Source organism: Bradyrhizobium sp. NAS80.1 (genome assembly GCF_001908205.1).
Classification (GTDB): Bacteria; Pseudomonadota; Alphaproteobacteria; order Rhizobiales; family Xanthobacteraceae; genus Bradyrhizobium.
Genome location: NZ_LGHL01000026.1, coordinates 62,804 through 89,684, shown reverse-complemented (window position 1 = coordinate 89,684; position 26,881 = coordinate 62,804). Strand labels below are relative to the sequence as shown.

Annotated in this window: 22 protein-coding genes; 8 read left to right on the top strand and 14 right to left on the bottom strand. The window is 64.8% G+C overall.

The window, feature by feature from the left end:
- The first annotated feature begins 2 nt into the window (after window positions 1–2).
- The 3 genes from AC629_RS06870 (at window position 3) to AC629_RS06860 (ending at window position 3,345) form a co-directional block, all read left to right on the top strand.
- Window positions 3–452: a hypothetical protein gene (locus AC629_RS06870; protein WP_084803976.1), complete on the top strand. Its 450-nt coding sequence runs from the start codon at window positions 3–5 to the stop codon at window positions 450–452.
- A 122-nt stretch (window positions 453–574) separates the two neighbouring features.
- Entirely contained in the window at window positions 575–1,594 is a 1,020-nt protein-coding gene (locus tag AC629_RS06865; protein ID WP_084803975.1) for a S1C family serine protease, read from the top strand.
- Between the two features lie 59 nt (window positions 1,595–1,653).
- Complete coding sequence (locus tag AC629_RS06860) at window positions 1,654–3,345, top strand: FAD-dependent oxidoreductase (protein WP_084803974.1); 1,692 nt, start codon at window positions 1,654–1,656, stop codon at window positions 3,343–3,345.
- A 175-nt stretch (window positions 3,346–3,520) separates the two neighbouring features.
- Here the strand turns inward: AC629_RS06860 and AC629_RS06855 are convergent, their stop codons facing one another.
- The gene (locus AC629_RS06855) at window positions 3,521–6,997 is read right to left on the bottom strand and encodes an indolepyruvate ferredoxin oxidoreductase family protein (RefSeq protein ID WP_084803973.1); all 3,477 of its coding nucleotides are present in this window, start codon (window positions 6,995–6,997) and stop codon (window positions 3,521–3,523) included.
- Window positions 6,998–7,163: 166 nt separating this feature from the next.
- On the opposite strand from AC629_RS06855, the gene AC629_RS46565 reads away from it, so the two are divergent.
- From AC629_RS46565 to AC629_RS06840, 3 genes are all read left to right on the top strand, one after another.
- A complete protein-coding gene (locus tag AC629_RS46565; RefSeq protein WP_168195410.1) occupies window positions 7,164–7,475 on the top strand; it encodes a hypothetical protein in 312 nt (103 codons plus the stop codon).
- 174 nt (window positions 7,476–7,649) lie between these two features.
- Window positions 7,650–8,354 (top strand): cysteine hydrolase family protein, encoded by a 705-nt coding sequence (locus tag AC629_RS06845; RefSeq protein ID WP_084803971.1) that lies wholly within the window; start codon window positions 7,650–7,652, stop codon window positions 8,352–8,354.
- Between the two features lie 4 nt (window positions 8,355–8,358).
- The gene (locus AC629_RS06840) at window positions 8,359–10,026 is read left to right on the top strand and encodes a regulator (RefSeq protein ID WP_084803970.1); all 1,668 of its coding nucleotides are present in this window, start codon (window positions 8,359–8,361) and stop codon (window positions 10,024–10,026) included.
- 108 nt (window positions 10,027–10,134) lie between these two features.
- Here the strand turns inward: AC629_RS06840 and AC629_RS06835 are convergent, their stop codons facing one another.
- The 12 genes from AC629_RS06835 to AC629_RS06780 form a co-directional block, all read right to left on the bottom strand.
- On the bottom strand, window positions 10,135–11,316 hold the full coding sequence (locus tag AC629_RS06835) for an SGNH/GDSL hydrolase family protein (protein WP_084803969.1): 1,182 nt from the start codon (window positions 11,314–11,316) through the stop codon (window positions 10,135–10,137).
- A complete protein-coding gene (locus AC629_RS06830) occupies window positions 11,313–12,410 on the bottom strand; it encodes an acyltransferase family protein (protein ID WP_084803968.1) in 1,098 nt (365 codons plus the stop codon). Before AC629_RS06830 ends, AC629_RS06835 begins: the two co-directional genes overlap by 4 nt.
- A gap of 313 nt (window positions 12,411–12,723) precedes the next feature.
- A complete protein-coding gene (locus AC629_RS06825) occupies window positions 12,724–13,548 on the bottom strand; it encodes a carbohydrate ABC transporter permease (RefSeq protein ID WP_084803967.1) in 825 nt (274 codons plus the stop codon).
- Window positions 13,545–14,483: a carbohydrate ABC transporter permease gene (locus AC629_RS06820; RefSeq protein ID WP_084803966.1), complete on the bottom strand. Its 939-nt coding sequence runs from the start codon at window positions 14,481–14,483 to the stop codon at window positions 13,545–13,547. The genes AC629_RS06825 and AC629_RS06820 overlap by 4 nt, the downstream gene beginning before the upstream one ends.
- Window positions 14,480–15,829, bottom strand: coding sequence for an ABC transporter substrate-binding protein (locus tag AC629_RS06815; RefSeq protein ID WP_084803965.1), 1,350 nt, complete (start codon window positions 15,827–15,829; stop codon window positions 14,480–14,482). The genes AC629_RS06820 and AC629_RS06815 overlap by 4 nt, the downstream gene beginning before the upstream one ends.
- A gap of 57 nt (window positions 15,830–15,886) precedes the next feature.
- Window positions 15,887–16,666 carry a sulfur oxidation c-type cytochrome SoxA gene (soxA, locus tag AC629_RS06810; protein WP_084803964.1) on the bottom strand — a complete coding sequence of 260 codons (780 nt, stop codon included), beginning with the start codon at window positions 16,664–16,666 and terminating at the stop codon, window positions 15,887–15,889.
- The gene (gene soxZ, locus AC629_RS06805; RefSeq protein ID WP_084803963.1) at window positions 16,663–16,980 is read right to left on the bottom strand and encodes a thiosulfate oxidation carrier complex protein SoxZ; all 318 of its coding nucleotides are present in this window, start codon (window positions 16,978–16,980) and stop codon (window positions 16,663–16,665) included. Before soxZ ends, soxA begins: the two co-directional genes overlap by 4 nt.
- Window positions 16,980–17,447 carry a SoxY-related AACIE arm protein gene (locus tag AC629_RS06800; protein WP_084803962.1) on the bottom strand — a complete coding sequence of 156 codons (468 nt, stop codon included), beginning with the start codon at window positions 17,445–17,447 and terminating at the stop codon, window positions 16,980–16,982. Before AC629_RS06800 ends, soxZ begins: the two co-directional genes overlap by 1 nt.
- Before the next feature lie 8 nt (window positions 17,448–17,455).
- On the bottom strand, window positions 17,456–17,908 hold the full coding sequence (soxX, locus tag AC629_RS06795) for a sulfur oxidation c-type cytochrome SoxX (RefSeq protein WP_084803961.1): 453 nt from the start codon (window positions 17,906–17,908) through the stop codon (window positions 17,456–17,458).
- Window positions 17,901–19,172: an NAD(P)/FAD-dependent oxidoreductase gene (locus tag AC629_RS06790; protein ID WP_084804002.1), complete on the bottom strand. Its 1,272-nt coding sequence runs from the start codon at window positions 19,170–19,172 to the stop codon at window positions 17,901–17,903. The genes soxX and AC629_RS06790 overlap by 8 nt, the downstream gene beginning before the upstream one ends.
- 52 nt (window positions 19,173–19,224) lie before the next feature.
- Window positions 19,225–21,411: a xanthine dehydrogenase family protein molybdopterin-binding subunit gene (locus AC629_RS06785; RefSeq protein WP_084803960.1), complete on the bottom strand. Its 2,187-nt coding sequence runs from the start codon at window positions 21,409–21,411 to the stop codon at window positions 19,225–19,227.
- Window positions 21,412–21,422: 11 nt separating this feature from the next.
- Window positions 21,423–21,872 (bottom strand): (2Fe-2S)-binding protein, encoded by a 450-nt coding sequence (locus AC629_RS06780; protein ID WP_084803959.1) that lies wholly within the window; start codon window positions 21,870–21,872, stop codon window positions 21,423–21,425.
- Window positions 21,873–22,184: 312 nt separating this feature from the next.
- On the opposite strand from AC629_RS06780, the gene AC629_RS06775 reads away from it, so the two are divergent.
- On the top strand, window positions 22,185–23,804 hold the full coding sequence (locus AC629_RS06775; protein ID WP_084803958.1) for a B12-binding domain-containing radical SAM protein: 1,620 nt from the start codon (window positions 22,185–22,187) through the stop codon (window positions 23,802–23,804).
- Between the two features lie 5 nt (window positions 23,805–23,809).
- Here the strand turns inward: AC629_RS06775 and AC629_RS06770 are convergent, their stop codons facing one another.
- A complete protein-coding gene (locus AC629_RS06770) occupies window positions 23,810–25,198 on the bottom strand; it encodes an MFS transporter (RefSeq protein ID WP_084803957.1) in 1,389 nt (462 codons plus the stop codon).
- A gap of 169 nt (window positions 25,199–25,367) precedes the next feature.
- On the opposite strand from AC629_RS06770, the gene AC629_RS06765 reads away from it, so the two are divergent.
- Window positions 25,368–26,429 (top strand): isocitrate/isopropylmalate dehydrogenase family protein, encoded by a 1,062-nt coding sequence (locus AC629_RS06765; RefSeq protein ID WP_084803956.1) that lies wholly within the window; start codon window positions 25,368–25,370, stop codon window positions 26,427–26,429.
- Window positions 26,430–26,881: the final 452 nt, after the last annotated feature.

Genomic DNA, 26,881 nt, shown 5'->3' with positions numbered 1-26,881 from the left:
TCATGTCCGCAGACAATCAACTGACACGCACGCAGCGCGACGACCTCCGCACCGTCGCCGCAATGATCATTCCCGCCAGTGACGAGTACAAGGTGCCCGGCGCCGACGATCCCGCAATCCAGGCCGACATGCTCGCGACTCTCGGCCGCGACACGAAATTGGTGGCGGCGGCGCTGGACCATCTGGCGCGGCTGGCCGGTCAATCGCTCGCGGAGCTCGATGCCGCGAAGCGCGATGCGGTGGCGCAGGAGTTTCGCAGCTCCGGCGGAGCGGCCGCGGCAACCCTCGTCCGCGTCGTCCTGCAATGCTACTATCGCGACGACCGCGTGCTCCGTTCGCTCGGGCTCGAGCTGAGGGCGCCGTTCCCCAAGGGCTACGTACTCCCGGATGGCGACTGGTCGCTGCTCGATCCGGTCAGGGCAAGAGGGGGTACGCTGCGGCGGGCGCCGTAACAGCCCCCTTGGTAGTCGCCGCTGGCAGTCCGACCCCTGGCAGCCCAGCCTTGGAGCCCAGGTGGGCCACTTGCGCTGGAGGGAACAGGCCACCATCTGTGTGAGCCTCAAGGACTTCTGCCATGTTGGATCTTACCTCAGATATCGTCGATGACGCATCGTCATCGCGAACGACGGCGTCTGCTCCGGTCGATGACCGCGCTCTTCTGGACGCCTATTCCAATGCTGTGATCGATGTGACCGACCGCGTCGGCCCCGCGGTCGTGCGCGTCGAGACCGGGCCAAAGGTTCCGAACGGCCGCGAGCGCGGCGGGCTCGGTTCCGGCATTGTGATCTCGCCGGATGGGCTCGTCCTCACCAACAGCCACGTGGTCGGCTCCTCCAGGGAGATCCGGCTGCGGGACGTCGAAGGCCATGTCGGCGACGCCCAGGTGCTCGGCGTCGACCCCGACACCGACATCGCGCTGCTGCGCGCCAACGGCGTGCGTGACCTGCCCTATGCCGCGCTCGGCAATTCCAAGACATTGCGGCGCGGCCAGCTCGTGATCGCGATCGGCAATCCGCTCGGCTTCGAATCGACCGTGACCGCCGGCGTGGTCTCGGCGCTCGGGCGCTCGATCCGCTCGGTGAGCGGACGCACCATCGAGGACGTGATCCAGACCGATGCCGCGCTCAATCCCGGCAATTCCGGCGGGCCGCTGGTGTCGTCGAGTGCCGAGGTGATCGGCATCAACACCGCCATCATCAACGGCGCGCAAGGCATCTGCTTCGCGGTCGCCAGCAATACCGCGCAATTCGTGCTGTCGGAGATCATCCGTCACGGCTATGTCCGCCGCGCCTATATCGGCGTCGCCGGACAGACCGCGCCGGTCCCGCGGCGGCATGCGGTGCTGGCCGGCGTCGAGAACAAGATGGGCGCGCTGTTGATGCAGATCGAGCCGGACGGCCCGGCCGCGAAAGCCGGCATCTTGCCCGGCGACGTCGTGATCAAGCTCGACGGCGTCGAGATCAACGGCGTCGACGACCTGATCCGCGTGCTCGACCGCGACCGGATCGGCCGGCGGCTCGCCATGGACGTGCTGCGGCTCGGCCGCCTGCGGGCGATCGATATCGACCCGATCGAGCGCAAGAAGGCACGCTAGCGCTGGTCCCTCCGGGCGGGGTATGACGGTGTCATGCTTTCTCTTGGGAAACCCGCCGCATGATGCCGGCGCATGAGACCTACGATGTCATTGTCATCGGCGCTGGCGCCGGTGGCATGACAGCGGCGGCGGTGGCCGCTGCCGAAGGCCTGCGTGTGCTGATCATCGAGAAGACCGCCCTTGTCGGCGGCACGACGGCCTGGTCCGGCGGCATGGTCTGGATCCCCGCCAATGCCAAGATGGGAGACGCGGGGCTCTCCGACAGCATCACGGATGCCGTCCAGTATCTGTCGAGCACGGTCCCCGAGCCCTTCAATGCTGGTCTGCGCGCCGCCTTCCTCGCGCGCGGACCGGAGGCGGTCGCTTATCTCGAGGCCAACACCGAGGTGCGCCTTCAGCCGGTCAAAGCCTATCCCGACTATTATCCGGAGCGGCTGGGTGCGAGGCCCGGCGGGCGTGTGCTGGAGCCGGTCGCTTTCGACGGCACGCGGCTCGGCGCGAATTTCGCGCGGCTGCGCGCGCCACTTCCTGAGTTCACGCTGTTCGGCGGGATGATGGTCAATCGTCTCGATATCCCTCATCTGCGCCGGGTCGGAAAATCGCTGCGCTCCACCATGCGCGCGGCACGGCTGGTCTTCGACTACGCGTTGCAGCGGCTGCGTAGCCCGCGCGGTACGACACTGCATCTGGGCAATGCGCTCGCGGCACGCCTCTATGCCTCGCTGTTGGCGCGGCAGGTCGAAATCCTCTTCAGCGCCGATGTCGAGGATCTGTCGATGCAGGGCGATCGCGTCAGCGGCGTGATCATCCGCCATGGCTCCCGCGACCGCTCGATCGCGGCGCGCCGCGGCGTGGTGCTCGCGACCGGCGGCTTTTCGCACGACGCTATTTTGCGCAAACGCTTCTTCCCGGCAGCGGCTGGACTGGTCTCGGCGACCAACACATCCGGCACCGGCGACGGGCTCCGTCTTGCGACCGCAATCGGCGCCGCGCTCAACACGGATGCAACGAGCCCGGCCTACTGGGTACCGGCCTCGCTGTTCCGCCGCGCGGACGGAAGCCGCGGCGTTTTCCCGCATACGGTGACCGACCGCGCCAAGCCCGGCGTGATCGCCGTCAATGCCGCCGGCCGACGCTTCGTCAACGAAGCGCTGTCCTACCACGAGTTCGTGCTCGCCATGCTGCGCGACGGCAATGGCGAACCGGACCGGCCGTTCTACCTGATCTGCGACCGCCAGTTCCTGTGGAGCTATGGCCTCGGCCGCATCAAGCCGTTCACGCGCAACATCCGGCGCTATGTGTCCAGCGGCGAATTGATCGAGGCTCCCGACATCCCGCAGCTCGCCGCGAAGATCGGTATCAAGCCGCCCGCGCTCGCCGCGACGGTCGCAGATTACAACGCCGACGCAAAGGACGGCCGCGATCCCGAATTCGGCCGCGGCAGCACGATTTATCAGCGGCATCTCGGCGACGCCGCCCACAAGCCCAACCCTTGCGTCGCGCCGATCGTCGCAGCGCCGTTCTTCGCGGTGCGCATCCATCCGGCTGATCTCGGTACCGCCATCGGCATGAAGGTGGACGCACAGGCGCGCGTGCTGCGCGAGGACGGCGCACCGATTGCGGGCCTCTACGCCTGCGGCAACGACATGGCCTCGATCATGAACGGCAACTATCCGGGGCCAGGGATCACGCTCGGGCCGGCGTTGACGTTCGGGTACATTGCGGGACGGCATCTGGCGGAGGCAGTGTGATGACCACGCCAAGCATCGCCATGACGTCGCTCTAGCCATCCCCACCACTGTCACGCCCCGCGGAAGCGGGGCATCCAGTACTCCGTGGTCTATCGATTCAACCTCAGTCGTCTCGGAGTACTGGATCGCCCGCCTTCGCGGGCGATGACACTGAGAATGTGGCGCCGGCTCGCTCTTACTCCGCCGCGGCCGCAAAGCGGCTGTTCTCGAGTTCGGCTTCGAGCCGCGCCTGTTCGGCCGCCGCCTGCTTGATGTTGGCTTCCTTGACGTGGCCGAAGCCGCGGATCGTTTCGGGCACGCGCGCGAGGCGCGCCAGCAGCGGGATCTGCTCCGCCTTCAGTCCGGTCATCCGCTGATCGATCATGGCGACATAGTCCTCGATCAGCTTCCGCTCGCTCCGGCGCTCATCGGTGCGGCCGAACGGATCGAACGCGCCGCCGCGCAGGAACTTGAGCTTGGCCAGAACACGGAAGGCGTGGATCATCCAGCCGCCGAACTCCTGCTTCTGAAGGCGGCCAGTCGCCTTGTCGCGCTTCGCGAAGATCGGCGGGGCGAGGTAGTACTTCAGCGTGAAGTCGCCGTCGAACTTCTCCGACACTTTCTTCGCAAAGCTGCCGTCGGTATAGAGACGCGCGACCTCATACTCGTCCTTGTAGGACATCAGCTTGAACAGGTTCTTCGCGACGGCCTCGGTCAGCTCCGTGGACGCGGGCGAGGCGGCCGTTTCCGCCTTGTGCACCTTGGCAACGGCGGCGAGATAACGGTCCGCATACGCCTTTTCCTGATAGCCGGTCAGAAACTCCGCGCGCGTCGCGATGACATCGTCAAGCGACTTCGTCGGGGCGGAAGCCCGGCTCTTGAACTGCAGCACGCTGCGCACCCGCGACATGTCGTGGGCGGCAAGGCGTCCCCAGGTGAAGGCGAGCTTGTTCATCTCGATCGCGGCGCCGTTGATCTCGATGGCGCGGAGCAGGGCCTCCAGCGACAGCGGGATCGCGCCCTTCTGGAAGGCGAAACCGAGCATGAAGGGATTGGTTGCGATGGAGTCGCCCATCAGCGCCGCGGCGATACCGGTCGCGTCGATAATGTCGAGGTTCTTGTCACCGACCGCATCGCGCAGCACGGTCTGCATCGTGCCCATCTCGAAATCGAGATCGGGGTTTTGCACGAAGCTCGCGGTCGGCTGCAGGTCGGCGTTGATATAGGCCTTGGTCACCCCGCGCTCGGCGCGGCTGAGCGCGGAGGGGCCGGCGGAGACGATCATGTCGCAGCCGAGGATGACGTCGGCGCCGCCGGTGGTGATGCGGACTGCCGAGATGTCCTCAGGCTTCGGCGCGATGCGAACATGGCTCATCACCGCGCCGTTCTTCTGCGACAGGCCGGTGAAGTCCAGCGCCGAGCAACCGCGGCCGTCGACATGAGCGGCCATGCCGAGCAGCGCGCCGATGGTGATGACGCCGGTGCCACCGATGCCGGTGACGAGGATGTTGTAGGGGCCGTCGTGCTCACGCGCGGGCGGCAGCGGCAGGTCGGCGAACAACTGACCGGAATCGACCGCCGTGGTCTTGATGCGCTTCAGCGTGCCGCCGTGGACGGTGACAAAGCTCGGGCAAAAGCCCTCGACGCAAGAGAAGTCCTTGTTGCAGTTCGATTGGTCGATCTGGCGCTTGCGGCCGAACTCGGTCTCCAGCGGCTGCACCGAGACGCAGTTGGAGGCCTGCGAGCAGTCGCCGCAACCTTCGCAGACGAGCTCGTTGATGAAGGCGCGTTTTGCGGGATCGGGATAGAGCCCGCGCTTGCGGCGGCGGCGCTTTTCCGCGGCGCAGGTCTGATCATAGATCACGACCGTGAGGCCCTGGATGTCGCGCAGTTCGCGCTGCACGGCATCGAGCTCGCGGCGGTGATGGATGGTCGCGCCTTGCGGGAAGTAATTGCCTTCGGGGTATTTGCTTGGATCGTCCGAGACGATCGCGAGGCGCTTGACGCCCTCGGCCCAGACCTGGTGCGCGATCTGCGCGACGTTGAAGCTGCCTTCGGCCGGCTGGCCGCCGGTCATCGCCACGGCGTCGTTGTAGAGGATCTTGTAGGTGATGTTGATGCCGGCGGCGGAGGCGGCGCGCAGCGCCAGCAAGCCGGAATGGGTGTAGGTGCCGTCACCGAGATTCTGGAAGATGTGCTTCTCGGTGGTGAAGGGCGACTGGCCGATCCAGTTCACGCCCTCGGCGCCCATATGCGAGATCAGGTCGGTGCGGCGGGTCGGCATGCTCAAGGCCATGCCGTGGCAGCCGATGCCGGCCATGGCGCGGCTTCCCTCCGGTACCCGCGTCGAGGAGTTGTGCGGGCAGCCCGAGCAGAAGAACGGCGTGCGCGCGAGCTTGATCGGCGCGCTGGTGGTGACGGGCTTGTCGAAGGCCTCGAGCCGCGCGAGGCGCTGCTCCAGCACCGGGCTGTGGTGGCCGAGCTTGCGCAGCCGGGACACGAGCGCGGACGCGACGATGGTCGGCGTCAGCTCGCCTTCGCTCGGGAGCAGCGGCGCGCCGCTTTCGTCACGCTTTCCCGTGATGGCGGGACGCTTCGACGCATCGATGTTGTAGAGGATGCGCATCAGCTGGTCCTCGATGAAGCCGCGCTTCTCCTCGACGACCAGGACCTCCTGAAGACCTTCGGCAAAGCGCCTGGCGCCGCTTTCTTCCAGCGGCCAGGTCAACGCGACCTTGTAGATCCGAAGGCCAAGATCCTGCGCGTCCTTGTCGGTGACACCGAGATCGGCGAGCGCCTGGCGCAGATCGAGATAGGCCTTGCCGGTCGCGATGATGCCGAGCCGAGCCGGCTTTGAATCGAGCACGATGCGGTCGAGCTGGTTGGCGCGAGCAAAGGCCTGTACCGCGGCCATCTTCGGGCCGAACAGGCGCCTCTCCGCTTCCAGCGGCGGATCGGGCCAGCGGATGTTGAGGCCGCCTGGCGGCATCTCGAAATCATCGGGAAGCTTGATCTGGACGCGTTCCGGATCGCTGTAGATCGAGGCCGAGCTCTCCACGGTCTCGCTGATTGCCTTGAAGCCGACCCAGCAACCCGAGAAGCGCGACAGCGCGAAACCGTAGAGGCCGAGGTCGAGATAGTCCTGCAGCGCTGCGGGATTGATCACGGGGATCAGCGCCGCCGCGAACACCTGTTCGCTCTGGTGCGCCAGTGTCGAGGACTGGCAGCCGTGATCGTCGCCGGCTAGCGCAAGCACGCCGCCATTGAGCGAGGTGCCGGCCGCATTGGCATGCTTGAGCGCATCGACGGAGCGGTCGACGCCGGGGCCCTTGCCGTACCAGATGCCGAACACGCCATCGACCTTGGCGCCGGGAAACAGGCCGACCTGCTGGCTGCCCCAGACCGCGGTCGCCGCAAGGTCCTCGTTCAGGCCGGGGACGAAGGCGATATCGTGCTGCTGGAGGTGCGACTTCGCGCGCCACAGCGCGTGGTCGTACATGCCCAGTGGGGAACCGCGATAGCCCGAGATGAAGCCGCCGGTGTTGAGCCCCTGCAGCCGGTCGCGTTCGCGCTGCAACATGGGCAATCGAACCAGGGCCTGCGTGCCGGACAGGAAGATCCGCTTCGATTCGAGCCGGTATTTGTCGTCCAGCTCGACCTGCATCAGCGCCATTTCAGAAGTCCTTGTTGTCGTGGTCCGGCGAGGGATTTTGCGCTGCGGGAGGGATTGCGGCTGCGCGACGCGAATTGTGACAGTCAAAAGCATGGGCCAGCGAAGTCAATATCGCTGGCCGCATCCGTGGCGCTCCTGCTGGTCATGGCTGCCTGTGGAGGACACCATGGCTGCAAACGCATTCGACACCGAGAGTGTCTGGATCGCGACATGCGTGTTCGACAAGACCAACGCGATGGTCGCGACCATGCTGCTGAACATGGCGACGGTGAGGGATTCGTATGCGGCGTATGAGGTAAGAGTATCGGCGGCTGTATGTGGCGGGGCGGTAGTCTTGCTCATCATTCCGGGGCGCGCGCAGCGCGAACCCGGAATCCATTCCACCTCATACAGTGTAGCCCGATGGATTCCGGGCTCGACGCTTGCGCGTCGCCCCGGAATGACGGCGAAGAGAGCGTCGCCGCCGCTCATCCTTTAAGCAAATGCCCCTCGCAAAGTCGTCGCACAGCGAATGAGCAGCCGTCAGTTCGGCGTATAACCTCCTGACTGGACAGCGAATTCCCTTCCGGCCCGCTCGCCGTCGCAATTGTACACAATGGCACGGCACTTGCAGAACTCCTGGCAAAAGTAGTTCTCGCGGGGGCCTTGAGTCATGTTGAACTCAACCAAGCCGACACTGGGCGTCATCAGCGCCGAGCCCGAGCCGATCAAGCTCGACTGGTCGAGCACCGCGCTTCTCATCATCGACATGCAGCGCGATTTCATGGAGCCCGGCGGCTTCGGCGAGACGCTCGGCAATGACGTCAGCCAGCTCGCGCGCGCGGTGAAGCCGATCGGCGCGGTGCTGAAAGCTGCGCGCGACACCGGCATGCTGGTGATCCACACGCGCGAGGGGCATCTGCCGGATCTCTCCGACGCGCCGCCCGCGAAAGTCGAGCGCGGCGCGCCATCCTTGCGCATTGGCGATCCCGGACCGATGGGCCGCATTCTCATTCGCGGCGAGGCAGGCCACGACATCATCCCGGAACTCTATCCGCTCGACAGCGAGGTCGTGATCGACAAGCCGGGCAAGGGCGCGTTCTACGCAACCGAGCTCACGGACGTGCTGGAGAAATACGGCATCGAGAACCTGCTGGTGTGCGGCGTCACCACCGAAGTGTGCGTCAACACCACCGTGCGCGAGGCCAATGACCGCGGCTATCGCTCCGTCGTCATCTCGGACGGCTGCGCGTCCTACTTCCCCGAATTTCACGAAATGGGCCTGAAGATGATCAAGGCCCAAGGCGGCATCTTCGGCTGGGTCGCCAGCTCAGCCGCGGTCCTGGAGGCAATGAAGATTTCGAACACACAGGGGTAATATCATGAGCACATTGACGGGGACGGCCGGCAAATCCGAGATGAACATGTCCGAGTTCAAGCCGGCACTATGGACATCGGGCGACTGGAACGCGTTTTTCGGCTTCGGCACCAACATCCTCGTCAACATGCTGGTGCTCACGGGGCTGTTGCGCTTCGTCCTGAAGATGCCGGACAGTCTCGTGTTCGGCCGCATCCTGCCCGCGCTCGGGCTGATGATGTGCCTGTCGACCTTCTACTACGCGTTCCTCGCCTATCGCCTCGCGCAGAAGACCGGTCGCAACGACGTCTGTGCGCTGCCATCCGGTGTCAGCGTGCCACATATGTTCATCGTCACCTTCGTGATCATGCTGCCGATCACGCTCAGGACCGGTGATCCGCTCAAGGGTTGGTCGGCCGGCCTCGTCTGGGTGTTCTTCCAAAGCTTCATCCTCATGATCGGCGGCTTCATTGCGCCGTTCATTCGGAAGATCACGCCGCGCGCGGCGCTGCTCGGCACGCTCGCCGGTGTCTCCGTGACTTTCATCGCGATGCGCCCCGCGCTCGAGATGTACATGACGCCGCAGATCGGTCTCGTCTGCTTCGCCATCATCCTTGTGAGCTGGTTTGGCGGCGTGAAATATCCGAGGGGCATTCCCGCCGGCCTCGTCGCCATTGCCGTAGGCATGATCATCGCTTGGGGCTCGAACCTGTTTGGGCTCGGTCTCGGTGGCTTGAGCATCGCGGGCGTCGGTGCGGCGTTCGCCAATTTCGGCTTCTCGGTGCCGCTTCCTGCCGTGGGCTACATGTTCTCCGGCTTCGAATACCTCGGCATCATCCTCGTCACCGCCATCCCGTTCGGTATCTACGATCTCGTCGAGGCCATGGACAATGTGGAGAGCGCGGAAGCGGCCGGCGACGAATATCCGACCACGCGGGTGCTCACCGCCGACGGTGTCGTCAGCCTGATCGGCTGCCTGATGGGCAATCCCTTCATCAACGCGGTCTATATCGGCCATCCCGGCTGGAAGGCGATGGGCGGCCGCATCGGTTATTCGGCTGCGACCGGCATCATGGTGGTCGTGCTTGCATGGTTCGGCATCATCTCGGTGCTGCTCGCGCTCGTGCCTGTTGTCGCGATCTCGCCGATCCTGCTCTACATCGGCATGCTCATCGGTGCGCAGGCGTTCCAGACCACGCCGGTCAAGCACGCGCCTGCAATCGTGCTGGCGTTGACGCCGCATCTGGCGGCCTGGGCGAAGCTCCAGATCGACACGATGCTGGCCTCGACCATGACGGCGGCAGCGACGGTCGGCGGCATGGCCGCCGACAAGGCCGATGCGGTCAAGGCCGCGGCGGTGGCCGCGCTGCCGCAGCAGGGCGTGTTCTATCACGGGCTCGAAGTGATGGGCGGTGGCTCCATCCTCGGCGGCCTCATCCTGGGCGCGATCGGTGTCTTCATCATCGAACGCGACTTCGAGAAGGCATCAAGCTTCGCGCTGGCCGGTGCCGTCCTGACTTACTTCGGCTTCATGCACGGCGAAGCCGTCGGCATCGGCGGCGGTTTTGGTGTGACGCCAGCCGTGGCGCTCGCCTATGCCGCGATGGCTGCCGGCCTGTTCGCGGCGAGCAAGCTCGGCGCCAGCGAGCACTATGCCGCGCATCCGGAGATGCACGTCGCGCCGGCGGAATAGACAGCCGAGATCTGCAATTGCGGCCGGTGATGCAAGCGACCCGGCCGCTTCGTCATGGCGTCGAAGGTTAACGGTCGGTCGATAGATTTCGCTGTTTCTGCAGGTCGGTCAGTCCGCCCTAGGGTCGTCGAACAGACCGAGTGCGCGCAGTCCGCTGTTGCCGAATGCGGATGAGGGGAAATCCGTCGTCTCCAGCCGCAAGCTGTGATGGCTGTTCGGCAGCTCGGTTGCGAGGACGATGGTGTCCCGGTCGAGGAAATTGGGCGCCTCCATAGGCCGGACCGCGACGCCGTCGATCGTGAGCATCGATCTCTCGAGCAGCGTAGAGGCGCGGCCGCTGACGATGAGCGCAATGCCACACGCCTTGCAGTCGAGCTCGAAGCGAGCGGTGCTTTGTGTGATGGCCCAGATCGGCCCCCAGATCTGCGAGCGGGTCAATTCCCACCCGTCGCGATCGATGGGAGCGAAGTCGGTCGCCGGCATCAACCCGACATGCTCATAGAGCGACGATCCAAGCGGCGCCGGCAACTGGTCGAGGGTGAATGCGCCGCGCGTCGCCGCCTGCTGCCGCAACACCTTCTCGAAGAAATTCGTGCAGAAGCTGGCAGCATAGCGATGGCCAAGATCATTGGGATGAACCACGTCCACGATCACGTCGCGCCAGGCGAGCCGTCCGGCCTCCATCTCCGGCCACAGCGCGTCGCGGAAGCTGATCATCGGCAGGTCGTAGTGCCGGCCGATCGGCGCCTGCATCGATTGCATGTTGCCGCCCTTCTCCCACATCATGAACAGCAGCAGCGCGGCCGGCGCAGTGCGGTGGTCAAGGATCTGCCGCAACAATCCCTCGTAGGCGTCCGCATCGGCGGAGGCATCGTTGACACTGAATTCGACGATCACGAGATCCGGGTCCTTGGACAACAGATCGGCGCCGACGCGAAACGCGCCCAGCAGCGAACCGGTGCCCGCAAGTCCGGCATTGACCACGGAGAGGGACGCATTGGGGAAGCGTTGGCCCCACCAGGCTGCAATTTGCGATGCATAGTTTCGCGACGGCTCGGACGCCAGCGATCCCTGGGTGATCGAGCCGCCGATGAAACCGAGCGTGACCGGCTCGCCTCGTGCCGCCTTGGCAAATACCCGCTTCAGGCGCGTGGTGTTGCCCGGCGAGACGACGCTGCGCGCAACCATCTCGGCATTCGGTGCAGCGAGGGCGAGAAGGGAGGTGGGCAACAGCGCGGCGCCCGCGGCGATGCTGCCGCCGAGCAGCAGATCGCGCCGACGGACGATCACGGCGCGCTTCCTTGCGTCACGGCTGCCGGGCGGCGCCGCTGCCGTGTCCAGTTAAGGATCGGCCGCTCCAGATACCAGTAGGCAAGGCATCCGACGATGAGGCCGGCGGCGATCGCTGCAATGGCCAAGGGCGCATAGTTCAATGCGCTGACCGGGCCAAACAGCTTCCGTCCGATCGCCCAGGTCGCAGCCATGGCGAAGAAGTGGAAGAGGTACAGCGAATAGGATGCGTCGCCGAGGAAGCGGAAGACCGGAACGACCGGCAGGCGCCCAGCTTCTTCGGCCCAGATCACGGCGGTGACGATGGTCATGGCGCCAAACGACATCGACATATGGAACAACAGCAGATGCATCTCCGGATCGGTCCGGTACAGGATGACAAGCGACAGCGCGCCGGCGGCGAGCAGACCGAGGACATGGGTACGACCAAGCCGCTGCAGCAAGCCGAGTTGATAGAGCCGGCCGACGCCGGCGCCGACGAGGAAGCCGAGCAGGCTGGGGCTCGTATAAAAATCCTGGAGATGGGACGGGTGGTCGATCACCCGCCCAATGACGATCAGACCGACAAAGAGGACAGCAAGCAGCGCGGTACGGCTCGCCGACCTCACGAAGAACAGGCTCCCGAATACCAAATAGAAGAAGGCCTCGTAGTCCAGCGTCCAGCCGAGACGCAAGAGCGGCGCCTTCGGCACATCGGATGGAATGAACAGGAGCGACTTGATGATGCCCTCGGTCGTCGGCACAGTGGTGAGAAAGCTGCTCGGACTGGCGGTTGCGAGACCGACCACCAGGAAGGTCGCAAGCCAGTACATCGGCACGATGCGCATGATCCGGTTGCGGGCGAAGGCGACCGGCTCGAAGCGCGCTTCTCCTCCGATCACCGTGATGATGAAGCCGCTGAGCACGAAGAAGATCTCCACGCCGAGCCGGCCGGTGATGAGCAGGGCCTCATTGCGGCTCTCGAGTGGCCAGTACAGCGCGTGGGTGACGAGGACCATCAGCGCGGCCAGCGCCCGCAGATATTGGATGGAAACGAGCTGCGCTCGGGCGGCCGCCGCCCCGCCTGTCTCGAAGCGGGAGACTAACTGTGTCATTTCAGACCACTCTCTTCCCTGAGAACAACGATGCGACGAAGTGTGCAAGCCGCGAGCCAAGGATCCGGCTACGCGGCGAAGATGGGCGGTCTAAGCCAAAAGCGTTGATGCATGTCTAAGGAGAATGACAGCTAGTCTGGGCGGCCGTTAACCATGGGATACTGGAGCGGGGCACGAGCCTCTCGTTGATCGGCCGCTTACGGACAACAGGCCCGCGCAAAGAACCAGGCCTTGTCTTCCTTGGGATCGTTCTGCATGCGCGGCGGCTGGCCTCATCGCTCGTTCGGCTTGGCCGGCTGACGATGAGGTGTGCTTATCCGCCTTTCACCGCGCCCGCAGTGAGCCCGGCGACGATCTGCCGCTGGGCCAGCACCGTCAGCAGCAGCACCGGGAAGGTGACGATCAGAGCGGCAGCGGCGAGCGGCCCCCAGCTCAGCTGGTCGAACGAGATCATGTTGTAGACGGCAACGGGCAGGGTGCGTGTCTCGCGTCCCGCCAGCACGATGCCGAACACAAAGTTGTTCCAGGAGAAGATCACGGCCAGGATGAAGGCGACCGCGATGCCGGGCCGGGCGATCGGAAGAGCGACGTGGCGGAACACCTGCCAGCGCGTGGCGCCGTCGATCAATGCGGCTTCTTCCAGCTCCATCGGCGTGGTCTCGAAATAGCCGATCATGATCCAGATCACGATCGGCACCGTCACCACGAGGTGGATGATGATTTGCGGCACCAGCGTGCCGAGTAATCCGAGCCACTGAAACAGCAGGAAGAGCGGGATCAGATAGGACAGGCCGGGCGTGATACGAGCGATCAGGATCACGATCGCGGATTTATGCGCGGCCATGCGCGCGATGCCATAGCCGGCGGGGACGCCGACGAGCAGCGCCAGCGCGGTCGCGCTACCGGTGACGATCAGGCTGTTGATGAAATAGGTCAGGAAGCGGTTGGAGGCGAGCACGTCGGCATAGTTCTTCCACGCGAAATGCTCGGGGATGAACACCGGCGGGTAGGCGGCATTGTCGACCTCGAACTTGAGTGACAGCGACGCCATCCAGAGGAAGAACAGGATCGCCGGGGACACGATGACGAACACCGCGAACCACAAGCCGATCCTGCCGATGATCTGACGTGGGGTCATGCGCCGCTCGCGATTTCGGTCCACAGCATGCGCTGGCGGGCGTAGAGCATCACGGCCGCAAGCAGGACTATCAGCAGGAAGAACACCACGGCGATCGCCGAGCCGTAGCCGAGGTCGTAATAGGTGAAGGCGACGCTGTAGAGATAGATGTTTATCGTCTCCGACGCCGAGCCGGGTCCGCCCTGCGTGATCGCGAAGATGATGTCAAAACTCTTCACCGCGTCTATCATGCGGATCATGCCGGCGATGAACAGGAATGGCATGATCAGCGGCAGGGTGATGAAGCGGAACACCTGCCAGAAGTTCGCACCGTCGATCTGTGCGCTCTCATAGGGCTCGGTCGGGATCGCGGCGAGGCCGCCGAGCACGATCAGCATCACGAGCGGCGTCCATTGCCAGGTTTCGACCAGCACCAGCGACGGGATGACGGTTGCGGGATGAAAGACCCAGAGCTGCGGCGAGATACCGACCAGCGACAGCAGGTAGTTCAGCACCCCGAGCTGCGGGTGGAACATCATGGTCCAGACCAGCGCAATCGCGACGGGCGTTGCCATCATCGGCATGATGAAGATGCCGCGCAGGAAGCCGCGGCCGGCGAATTTCTGGTGAAACACGACGGCTGCGAGCGTGCCAAGCACGAGTGGCAGCAGCACGGACAGCACGGTGTAAACCAGTGTATGTCCGATGGCCTCGATGAAGCGGGGATCGCCCGTCAGCCGCAGATAGTTGGAGAGCCCAACGAAGGTGGTCGGCGAGCCGACCTTCCACTCATTCAGGCTCATCCAGATCGTGAACACCCATGGGAAAATGATGATGGCGAGCACGACGACCAGCGCCGGCACCACGAACGGCCAGTAGGACGGTGGCCGCAACTCCTTCTCCGGCGCGGCACCTGACTGTGCCGCGGCCGGAGACGATTGTGTCAACGCACTCACGCCTTTTCGCTGCGCTCCAGGATCGGCCGGTACTGATCGTTGGCCTTCTTCAGTTCAGTCGCAGGATCGGCGCCGGACAGGGTCGCGGTGAGCGCCGCGCCGACGATATCGCGGAACTCGGCGACCGGAATGACCACGGGAAGGCCGAGCTTGCTGATCTTGCCGGAATCGATCACGGACTGCAGCCACTCCTTGGGCATCTTGACGCCCTTCTGGACCTCCGCATCGTTCAGGATCGAGTTGCGGAACGGCACGCCGCCGCCGGCCTGCAGCAGCCGTGCTCCTTGCGTCTTCGAGACGACCCACTGGCAAAGCAGATAAGCGGCTTCCTTGTTCTTGCTCGCTGCGGCAATGCCGATGCCGTCGCCATAGGTGGCCGAATACTGGCCCTTCGGTCCGGCCGGCACGACGGTGTAGCCGACCTTGCCGACGACGCGTGAGGCGGCCGGATCTTCCAGCGGTGGCGCCCAACCGACACCGTCGATCCACATCGCCGAACGTCCTTGTGTGAACGAGGCCATCGACTCCATCCAGTTGAAGCCGGCGACGCCGGGCGGAGCGACTTTCGTCAGCAGCGTCTGATAGAGTTTTGTCGCCGCGATCGCTTCCGGACCGTCCGTGAGGATGTTGCCCTTGGCGTCGAGGAATTCGCCGCCATAGTTGAGGAAGAAGTTGGTCCACAACGTCATGTTGGCGTTACGCAAGCCGCGCCCGACGAAGCCGTAGGTGCCTTCCTTGGTATCGGTGAGTTTTTCGGCAGCCGTGACCATCTCGTCCAGCGTCTTGGGCACGGGGACACCCTTCTTCTGGAACAGCTCCTTGTTGTAGTAGAGGATGAAATAGTCGACCGACCAGGGCAGCGACAGCATCTGGCCCTTGTCGTTCTTGGCGTATTGCAGGCCGGCCGCCGAGAAGTCGCTCTCGACGAGGTCGGGCGCGGTCAGCGTCGGGTCCTTCATATAGGGCGTCATGTCGGCGAGCCAGCCGGCCTTCTCGAACTGCCGCTTCTGCACGTGATAGCTGAGATGGACGACGTCGAAGCTCGGCCGGCCCGAGGTGAGCTCGATGACGCATTTCTGGCGTTGTTGCTGCTCGGGAATCTGTTCGGATTCAACCTGGATGCCGGTGAGGTCGGTGAACTCCTTGACGTATTTCTGCAGGTTGTCGCCGCGGGGGCCCTTGGCGAGGATCACCTCCAGCTTGGTCCCGGCGTACTTCTTCCAGTTGACCTCGGCGCGCGCCGGCATTCCGGTCAGGCTGAGCGCGCCAGCCGCGGCAGTGCCAGTCAACAGCGTACGGCGCGAGATGTTGTGGTTGGTCACTTCAAGTCCCTCCCTTTGGCTCATTTTCTTTGGGAAGGATACTAGCGACCATGTCGCGCCTGCCTAGTCCTAATCTCCGGATCAGGGACGCACGGCCGGTGTCTCCATTGGCAGGCCGCGCGCCCGTGACATCAGGTAGAGTTCGAGCGCGACCAGCTCGGGCGAGCCATAATCATAGGCCTGGGCGCGGACGCCGCTCATGCAACTGCGCAGCCGCCGCTCCAGGGATCCCAGCGTCTGCCACTCCAGGCGGTAGAGCGGATAGCCGGTTGGCTGCCCCTGCGTGATCGGCGCGCCGGCAAGACGCTTGTTGAAGTTGTCGTCGTGGCAATTGGTGCAGGCGAGGTTGAGCTGTCCCTCGCGCTGCATGAAGAGGTCGCGTCCCTGTTCGATGAAGGGCTTCAGTTGCGGATCATCGCCGGCCGTGATTGCGACGCCGCGCGATTGGTGGGCGACGAAAGCGGACAGTGCCAGCAGGTCGCGGCTCTCATAGGGCAGCGGCGTCGCCTGCTGGTGATTGGCACGGCAGAGGTTGATGCGCTGGTCGAGCGTGACGGGGCGCCCGCTCGCCTTGTCGAAGGCGGGGTAGCGTGCCGCGACGCCCTTCATGCTGCTGCGTGCATCGCCATGGCAATCCGCGCAGGCTTTGTTCGCACTGCCGCTCTTCCTTCCCCACAGCGCCTCGCCATCGAGCACGAACAGCATGCCTGGATTGATGGTGTCGTCATCCTGCATCGCCTGCGTGTCCGGCCCCATGAAGGCGTAGCCCGAGCGGCGCGCGTCGGGCGGGATTTCGCCGGCGAGCAAGGCCGGGGTCGTGGCAAACAGAGTTGCCGCCGCTATGGCCCGCCAAAAGATCATTCGACCGTGATCGATGCCGACGCGGTGGACGAATAGCCGTTGTCGCCAATCCACTCGAACTCGAACTTGCCGCTCTCCTTGGCGACCGTGAAGAAAGACAAATATGGATTGGCGGCGATCGCCGGAAAGAGATCGGCGCGAAAGATCTCGGCGCCGTTGTAGCGGCAGGTGAAGCTCGTGATGATGTCGCGCGGCACGACGTCGCCGGCAGCGGTGTGGCGGAAGCCGGTCTCCATGATGTGCGAGGTCAGCGTCCGGATCTCGATGATGGCGCCGCGTTTGGCTTTAGCTGGAACGTTGATGAGGGCGGCCATCAGTTCACCTCCTCGGTACAGGCGGCCAGCGTCACGACGATGTCGGCTGCGACCTGCCAGAACGTGTCGTCGGAGAGGCGGGCGATCGCGACCACCTTCTGGGTATCAGCGAGCCGGATCCGGGTCGAGACCTGGGCGCGGCCGGAGGAGGGGCCGAGATGGAAATTGCCGATGTTCGGCTGCGGGTTCTTCTCGTTGAAGACGTGGATGCTCTTGACGTAGTCGTCCGCCGTCATCGGGCTTGCGACGCTCACTGTCATCGGCACCGTGTTGCCGTTCTCGACCAGCGGCGGAATGTCGAGCTTCACCTTTCCGGTGCGAATTGGTGCCTCACCGACGACGTTGCGGATTGCCGTGTTGAGCATCGCCGGTGTCGCCTCGAGCGGCCGCAGCGTGACGATCGGGATCGTGCCGGCCGCCGTGACGCCTCCGGCAAGGCTCAGGAATTGTCGTCGCGTGGTTTGCATGAACAGGCCTAGTCCCGAAGCGTTGCAAGAAAAGCCACGATGTCCTCGATCTCCGCGGCCGACAATATCGGCTTGCCGGCGAAATTGCGCCCGACGCGTACCAAGCCGCCCATGCGATAAAAGGACGGCATGATGGTCTCCGGGTTGAAGCGCGACGCATCGACCAGTCGAAGCCGCAACTGGCTCGTCGTCGAGCGGTTCCCGGCGCCGGTGAGGTCAGGGGCCAGGTCGCCCTGGAACCGCGTTTCCGGGAACGGGCCGGAATGGCAGAGGATGCAGGTGGTGGTGCGCGCAAGCACAAGCGCGCGGCCACGCACGCCGTCGCCGGGCGAGCCCGTGAGTGGTTCCGGAATGCCGTCGCCGACGATCTTGTAGGACGCAAGCTCGTCAGCGCTCGCAGCGCAGGCGAAGGCGAGACTGGCGGCGATCAGCGCTGCGATATGGACGGATGATCTAGCCAAAGGTGTCCGCCGTGATGGTTTGAAACCAGCGCTCGGCATCAGTCGCCTCGCGGGCGCGCAGCTCGCGCGGCGCATCGACCGGGCTCGTGGCGCCGCCCTCGACCTCGGCAAAGATGTCGCCCCTGGGCTGGTAGTTGCCGGTGAGCGAAATGCCGTAACCGGGCGCGACGGTGTTGTAGCAGACGCCGGTCAGCCGTGGCGCCTCAGGCGCACGACCCGAGAGCAGGCTGACGATGGCGGCGGCGCAGGCCTTGCCCTGGGCGCTTGCAGCGGATGCCGATTTGGGGATGCCGCCGCCGAGGCAGGCGTCGCCGATGACATGGATGTCTTTGACGAGCTTCGACTCGAAGGTGGCGGGATCGATCGGGCACCAGCCGGTCGCATCCGCGACGCCCGCGGTCGCAGCGATGCGCCCGGCGCGCTGCGGCGGGATGACATTGGCGACGTCAGGCGTGTAGTTGCCGAATTCGGTGACGATGGTTCTGGTCGCGGGATCGACCGAGGTCACACGGCCGCCTTGCGACAGGGCGATGCGCTCGATCATGTCGCCGTAAAGCTCCTTCCACGCCTTCTCGAACAGCCGCTGCTGGGAAAAATTGTCCTTGGCATCGAGGATCAGCACTTTCGAGCGCGGCTTCTTCGTCTTCAGGTAGTGCGCGATCAGGCTGGCGCGCTCGTAAGGCGCGGGCGGGCAGCGCGAGGGATTGGCGGGGATCGCGATCGCAAAGAGGCCGCCATCGTCCATTGCCTCCAGTTGCTTCCGCAAGAGAAGCGTCTGCGCGCCGGCCTTCCAGGCGTGCGGCATCTTCTCCGCCGCGGCGTCATCGTAGCCGGGCAGGGCTTCGATATGAAAGTCGATGCCGGGTGAGAGAACGAGGCGGTCATAGGCAAGCGCGGTGCCATCCGCCGTCGTCACGATGCGCTTTTGCGTGTCGATGGTCGTCGCAGCCTGGGCGACGACGGTGACACCCTCGGCGGCGAGCTTGTCATGGCCGAACTGTTGCGCCTCGATCTCGCGCATGCCGGCGATCACTTCATTGCTGAAGGGGCAGGCGGTGAACACCTTGTTGGGTTCGATGAGGGCGACCTGCAAGCTCGCTTGCGCACGTTTGAGCGCGCGAGCACAGGCCGCGCCCCCGAACCCGCCGCCGATCACGACAACGCGGCCTGCCGATTGCGCACGCAGGATCGAAGGAACGGCTAACGATGTGGCCGCGGCGGTGATGCCGAGGACGGCATTCCGCCGTGTCACCGGCGCATTCATGAACTTCATCCGGAAAGTGCCGCGGCGGCCGTTGTGGCCGCCGCGGCGTTTCTTAGGCGAAGGTGATGTTCTGGTCGCGCAGCGGCACCGAGCGGATGCGTTTGCCGGTCGCCGCGAAATAGGCGTTGAGCACCGCGGGGGCTGCGACGCCGATGGTCGGCTCGCCGACGCCGCCCCAGAATCCGCCGCTCGGCACCATCACCGCCTCCACCTTCGGCATCTCGTTGATGCGCATCGAGTTGTAGGTGTCGAAGTTGGTTTGCTCGATGCGGCCGTCCTTGACGGTGCAGCCGCCGTAGAACAGCGCCGAGAGGCCATAGACGAAGGAGCCCGCGATCTGCCGTTCCACCTGCGCCGGATTGACGATGTAGCCGGGATCGGTGGAGGCGACGATGCGATGCACCTTGATCTTGGTGCCGTCGATCACCGAGATTTCGGCGGCGCCGGCGACATAGCTGGCATAGCCCATCACCTGCGCGATGCCGCGATAGACGCCCTGCGGCGCCGGCTTGCTCCAGCCGATCTTCTCGGCGACGGCATTGAGCACCGCCAGATGCTTGGGGTGATTGCCCATCAGCTTGCGGCGGAATTCGAGCGGGTCCTGGCCTGCGGCATGGGCCAGCTCGTCCATGAAGCATTCCATGTAGATCGCGTTGTGATTGACATTCACGCCGCGCCAGAAGCCGGGCGGAACGTGCGGGTTGCGCATCGAGTGCTCGATCAGGAGGTTCGGCACCGAGTAGCCGAACACGGCCTCGCCGGATTGGGCGACGCCCTGGAATGCGGCCGGATCCATGCCGTTCTGCAGCGCTTCGGGGCGGAGCGAGAACAGGATCGACTGCCCGGACAGGCGGTAGTGCAGCGCGACCAGGTTGTTGTTGGCATCGAACGCGCCGGTCAGCTTGCACTGGGTGACCGGGTGATATTTGCCGTGCGTCATGTCCTCTTCGCGAGACCACAACAGCTTGACCGGCGTGCCCGGCATCTGCTTGGCGATCTCGACGGCCTGGCGGACATAGTCCGTCATGCCGCGCCGGCCGAAGCCGCCGCCGAGCATCAACTTGTGCACGTCGCACTTGTCCGCCGACAGGCCCGAGGCTTCCAGCACCGCCGCGAACGCAGCCTCGCCATTCTGTGTGCCGCACCAGACCTCGCATTTGTCCGCCGTGTAGAGCGCGGTGGCGTTCATCGGCTCCATCGTGGCGTGGTTCTGGTAAGGATAGTTGTAGACGGCCTCGATCTTCTTGGCGGCGCCGGCAATCGCCGCCTTGGCGTCGCCGTTCTTGTTGCCGACATAGGCCGGTTGCTCGTTGTCGAGGCCCTCGGTCAGCCACTTCGCGATCGATTCGCTCGAGACCTTGGCGTTGTCGCCCTCGTCCCAGACGATCGGCAGCGCTTCCAGCGCGGTCTTGGCGTGCCACCAGGTGTCGGCAACGACCGCGACCGCGGAATCTCCGACCTTGACGACTTTCTTGACGCCTTTCATGCCGGCGACTTTGGCTTCGTCAAAGCTCTTCACCTTGCCGCCGAACACCGGGCAGTCCTTGATCGCGGCGTTCAGCATGCCCGGCAGCTTGACGTCGATGCCGTACACCATCGCGCCGGTGGTCTTGTCGGCGGTGTCGAGCCGTAGCAGGCCTTTGCCTGCGATGGTCCAATCCTTCGGGTCCTTGAGCTTGACCTCAGCCGGCGGCGTCAGCTTTGCCGCGGCCTCGGCGACCTTGCCGTAAGTCGTGGTCCGGCCCGAGGCCTTGTGGGTGATGACGCCGTTGGCGACGGTGCACTCGGAGGCCGGCACCTTCCACTCGTCGGCGGCGGCCTGGATCAGCATCAGGCGCGCGGTGGCGCCGCCCTTGCGGACATACTCCTGCGAGGTGCGGATGCCGCGGCTGCCGCCGGTCGAGAAGTCGCCCCAGACGCGCTTGCGGGCGACGCTCTGGCCGGGGGTCGGGTACTCGGTCGTGACCTTCGACCAGTCGCATTCGAGCTCCTCGGCGACGAGCTGGGCGAGGCCGGTGAGCGAGCCCTGACCCATCTCGGAGCGGGCGACGCGGATCACCACGGTGTCGTCGGGCCGAATCACGACCCAGGCATTGACCTCGGGCGAGCCGTCGGCGGCGCGAACCACGGTCGGTCCGCCGAAGGGGATGTCGAGGCCGATTGCGAGGCCTGTGCCGAGCGCAGCGCTTCCGATGACGAAGGCTCGGCGGTTCATTCTGGGAGAAACGTGCTTGTTCATGTGGCCGCTCCTTAGGCGCTTGCGATCGTGTGGATCGCCTCGCGCACCTGCTGGAAGGTGCCGCAGCGGCAGATATTGGTGATGGCCGCGTCGATATCGGCGTCGGTCGGCTTCGGCTTCTCGTTCAGCAGCGACGCCACGGCCATGATCATGCCGCTCTGGCAATAGCCGCATTGCGGTACGTCCTGGGCGATCCAGGCCTTCTGCACCTTGTGCAGCGTGTCGCCGGAGGCGAGCCCCTCTATCGTGGTGATCTTCTTGCCCGCGACCTCGCCGACCGAAACCCCGCAGGAGCGGGTGGCGACGCCGTCGATGTGAACGGTGCAGGCGCCACATTGTGCAATGCCGCAACCATATTTGGTGCCGGTCAGGCCGGCATTTTCGCGGATCGCCCAGAGCAGCGGGGTATCCGGCTCGACGTCGAGGGTGAAGGTTTTTCCGTTGATTGTTAGGTTTGCCATCGCAAGTCCCCTGATTGGCCAATCCACCGACTGGACTCAGGGGCGCAATGTGTCCGGCAAATTGGAACTGTTCAAATCAATAGTGTGAGGGTTAGGTTCTCAAGAATCTGACGGGTGCGGGAAGATTATGGGACCGGCGGTGTTGCGCCTGGCCCGGTCTCTGCGGGGGGCGCGGCCTCTCTCCGGCCGCAAACGTCCGGCTTAAAGCGACGTCCAGCGTTTTCCACGCGGGAGCAGGCGACAGTGTGTCCTATTTGCCGGTGCAAGACGTATTTGCTTTGGTAGACTAGGGTCCACGCCAAAAGGAGTTCCATCAACGTGCCAAGCCCCTGCAACGTGCTGATGCTCTATCCGCTCTTCACCGCGGAGTCGTTCTGGAGTTTTGGTGAGTCCTGCAAGTTGATGGGCGTCCGGCGCCCGGCTGCTCCCCTCGGCCTGATCACCGTCGCGGCGATGCTGCCCAAGGACTGGACGGTCCGGCTGATCGACTGCAACACGGCGCCCTTTGGTGACGAGGATCTTGCCTGGGCCGACGTCGTCTTCACCGGCGGAATGCTGTCGCAGCAGGTCGATACGCTGCGCCTGATCGAGCTGTGCCGCCAGGCCGGCAAGCCGGTGGTCGTCGGCGGTCCCGATCCCACCTCCAGCCCCCACATTTACGAAAGTGCGGACTTCCAGGTCCTCGGCGAGGCCGAAGGCGTGATCGAGGAGTTCATCGCTGCCTGGGACAGCGGGGCAAGGTCCGGCGTCTTCACCGCGCCGAAATTCCAGGCCGACGTCACCAAAACTCCGGTGCCGCGCTTCGACCTGCTCAAATTCGAGGACTATCTCTATCTCGGTGTGCAGTACTCGCGTGGCTGTCCGTTCACCTGCGAGTTCTGCGACATTATCGAGCTCTACGGACGCGTGCCGCGGACCAAGACGACCGAGCAGATGTTCGTCGAGCTCGAGACCCTCTACCAGATGGGCTACCGCGGCCATCTCGACTTCGTCGACGACAATTTCATCGGCAACAAGAAATCGCTGCGGCAGTTCCTGCCCAAGCTCGCCGAATGGCAGCGCGCCCACGGCTATCCCTTCGAACTGTCGACCGAGGCCTCGGTCAATCTGGCCGACGATCCCGAGTTGCTGGAGCTAATGGGTGCGGCGAATTTCTTCGGCATCTTCGTCGGCATCGAAAGTCCGGATCCCGCGACGCTGGTCGCGATGCGCAAGAAGCAGAACACGCGGCGCAACATCGCCGAGAGCATCCACAAGATCTACGCCGCCGGAATGCTCGTCACCGCAGGCTTCATCGTCGGCTTCGACAGCGAGAAGGTCGCGATGGCCGATGCCATGGTCGATTTCATCGAAGAGGCGGCCATTCCCGTCTGCATGGTCGGCCTGCTCTACGCCTTGCCGAACACGCAGCTCACGCGCCGCCTCGCTCGCGAAGGCCGGCTGCATCCGGGTCACGATCTGACGCCGAAGGTCGGTGCCGACCAATGCATGGGCGGGATCAACTTCGATCCGGTCCGCCCGTTGCGCGACATCCTGATGGACTACAAGACGGTGCTGGAGCGCGTCTATAGCCCGGCGGCCTATGCGAGCCGCATCGACCGCCTGATGACGCTGCTCGACCGGTCGAAGCAGCGCCAGGAGCTGGCCGAGGGCGATATCCGCGCCAGGATCGGGGCGATGGAGACGGTGCACCGCGTGGTCACGGCGATTCCGGAAGCGCGCGGGCCGCTCTGGCAAACCTTCCTCAACTGCGCCAAGCGCGACACGTCATCGGCGCGGATCGCAGTGCAGATGATCGCCGCTTACGCGCATCTCGGACCGTTCTCGCGCAAGGTCATCGATGCCATCGACGCGCGCCTCGCTGCGCTCGACGACGAGAACGTCATCCCGCCGGCGATGATCGAGGCGACGGCAGTCCGACACCCGGCTTGAGGGGCTTACTTCACCGCCAGCCGCAAGAAGCTCATCACGCTGCCGAGGGCGGCAAAGCCTGCGCCGAGCGCCAGTGCGACGGTGGCGCCGTTGTGTCCAGCCATGGCAAAGCAGGCCGCGGCGAGCGCTGCGCCGGTCGTCTGTCCCGTCAAACGCGCGGTAGCGACGATGCCCGAGGCGCTACCGCCGCGGTGCGGCGGTGCGCTTGACATGATCGCCTTCATGTTCGGCGCCTGGAAGAAGCCGAACCCCATGCCGCAGATCATGATCCGCCAAACGATGTCAGGAATGCTCGGGCTGGCCGGAAGCAACGCAAGCAGCGCCATGCCGAGGCCGAGCAGCACCAGTCCGATGCCGCCCAACAATCCAACTGCGTGGCGATCGGAGAGGCGGCCGGCGATCGGCGCCATGATGCCGACCACCAGCGGCCACGGCGTCATGAAGAAGCCGGTCTCGACCTGCGAACGGCCGAGCACGTCCTCAAAGTAGAAGGGAAGCGAGACAAAGGCGAGGCCCTGCACTGCGAAGGAGCAGACCGCCGTCGCCGCCGACAGCGCGAACATCGGCCGGCTGAACAGGTCGATCGGCAGCATCGGCGCGGGATGGTCCGAATGGCGCCGCGTCAGGATGAAGCCGAGCACGAGCGCTGTGACCAACTCCACCGCCACGAGGGTCGGCGACAGATTATGCGCGGCGCTGCCGATCCCGGTGATGAACAGGCCGAGGCAGATCGCGGCGAGGAGTGCGCCGAGGAAATCAAACCCGTGATCCGCCCGCGGCGTCTTCGGCAGCATCGCAAAGCCGATGCCGATCGCGACGAGGCCGAAGGGAATGTTGACGGCGAACAGCCAGGGCCACGGGCCGATCGCCAGGATGGCGGAAGCGATCGAGGGGCCGAAGGTGAAGGCAGTGGCGACCACGAGCGCGTTATGACCGAAGCCGCGGCCCTGCATCCGGCCGGGATAGACGAAGCGCACCAGCGCCGTGTTGACGCTCATGATGCCGCTGGCGCCGATGCCTTGCAGCGTGCGTGCGACCAGCAGGCTGTCGAGCGACCACGCCACCGCGCAGAACAGCGAGGCGATGGTGAACAGGATGAGGCCGCCGAGATAGATGCGCTGGTGCCCGACGATCTCGCCGAGCGCGCCGAGCGGCAGCAGCGTCGCCACCAGTGCGATCTGGTAGACGTTGACCACCCAGACCGATTGCTCCGGGCTGACATGCAGGTCGGCGGCAATGGCGGGCAGCGCGATATTGGCGATCGCGGTGTCGAGCGAGGCCATCGCCAGTGCGGTGAAGATGGCGGCGATCGCCCAGCGCCGCTGCACCTCGGGCAGGCCATCGGCGATCGGGTGGTCGGGTTCGCGCGCGGCGGCAGGTAACGTGATTGTCATTGCCTGCGCGTTGCTCCGGCGGCGTGGCTAAAGGGACTTCCGGCATGTACTACGGTCAAGGCCACTTCCACAGGCATCTGCACGCATGCATTGTATGCGCGAAGGTCGGGCGATGACGCCGGGCGCTAGCGTATGATCGCGCTGGCTGCTGCAATTTCAGGGGATCGTCATGCAAATCGTCGTTCTGCCGGGGGACGGCATCGGGCCGGAGATCACGACCGCCGCAACGGGCGTGCTGCGCGCGGCTTCGGAACGCTTCCAGCTCAATCTGCGCCTGGAGGAGCACGCGGTCGGGCATGCGAGCCTCAAGCAGTTCGGCACGACGGTGCGCCCCGAGCTGCTCGATATCGTCCGTGCCGCCGATGGCGTGATCCTGGGGCCGACCGCGACCTTCGACTTCAAGGACGAGGCGCATGGCGAGATCAATCCGTCGCGGCACTTCCGCAAGAGCCTCGACCTCTACGCCAATGTCAGGCCTGCGCGCACTTATGCGAGGCGGCCCGGCCGGCTCGGAGATTTCGATCTCGTGGTGGTGCGCGAGAACACGGAAGGATTTTACGCCGACCGCAACATGGAGCAGGGTAATGGCGAGCTCCTGGTCACGCCCGACGTCGTGATCTCGCTGCGCCGGATCACGCGCCTGTGCTGCGAGCGCATCGCGCGCGCCGCCTGCCGGCTTGCGATGAAGCGCCGTAAACACCTCACCTTCGTGCACAAGGCCAATGTGCTGAAGATCGGCGACGGGATGTTTCTGGACATCTGTCGCGAGGCGGCCAAGGGCTATCCTGGCCTCGAGGTCGACGACATCCTCGTCGATGCCATGATGGCGCATGTGGTGCGCAACCCTGGCCGTTTCGACGTCATCGTTGCCACCAACATGTTCGGCGATATTCTCTCCGATCTGACAGCCGAACTATCAGGGAGCCTCGGTCTCGGCGGCTCCCTCAATGTCGGTGATCGCTATGCCATGGCGCAGGCGGCGCATGGTTCGGCGCCGGACATCGCGGGGCAGGACGTCGCCAATCCGGTGTCGCTGATCCTGTCGACCGCGCTGCTGCTGGCCTGGCACGGCGAGAAGAGCGGCGCCGTCCGCTACGAGGAGGCCGCGCGTGCGATCGAAGCGGCGGTGGCGAAGGCGATCAGCGAGGGCAGGGCGACACGTGACGTCGGCGGCAAGCTCGGCACGATCGCGGCGGGTGCCGCGATCGCGGAGATCGTGCAGGCGGAGTGAGCGTCGTCTTCGCCTCTCCCCGCTTGCGGGGAGAGGCCGGAATTCGCGCATAGCGCGGATTCCGGGTGAGGGGGATTCTCCGCGAATCCGTCTGCCACCGTGTGGAAGCGGCCCCTCACCCCGACCCTCTCCCCGTAAGAACGGGGAGAGGGAGAAGAAAAGTCGAAAACAACCCCATGCAAAGTAGAAGTGAGCTTGATCGACAAGGGATTTTCGAACTGCGCGGCCGACGACATTCCGTGCCTCGACGACATTGACACGTCGGGCAAAACACCGGCACGATACTATCCTGGCACCGATCGGCGAAGAGATCGGCGTGTGCCCTCGTGCGTGCGTGATGTCCGCTTCTCACGCGCCAACAAACCGGTCAAACGGAATTCGCCATGATTAGGGAACGTTAACCGCCGGCAATGAGCTGGTAGGCCGGATCAATACTTTCGCCGGCGGTTGCG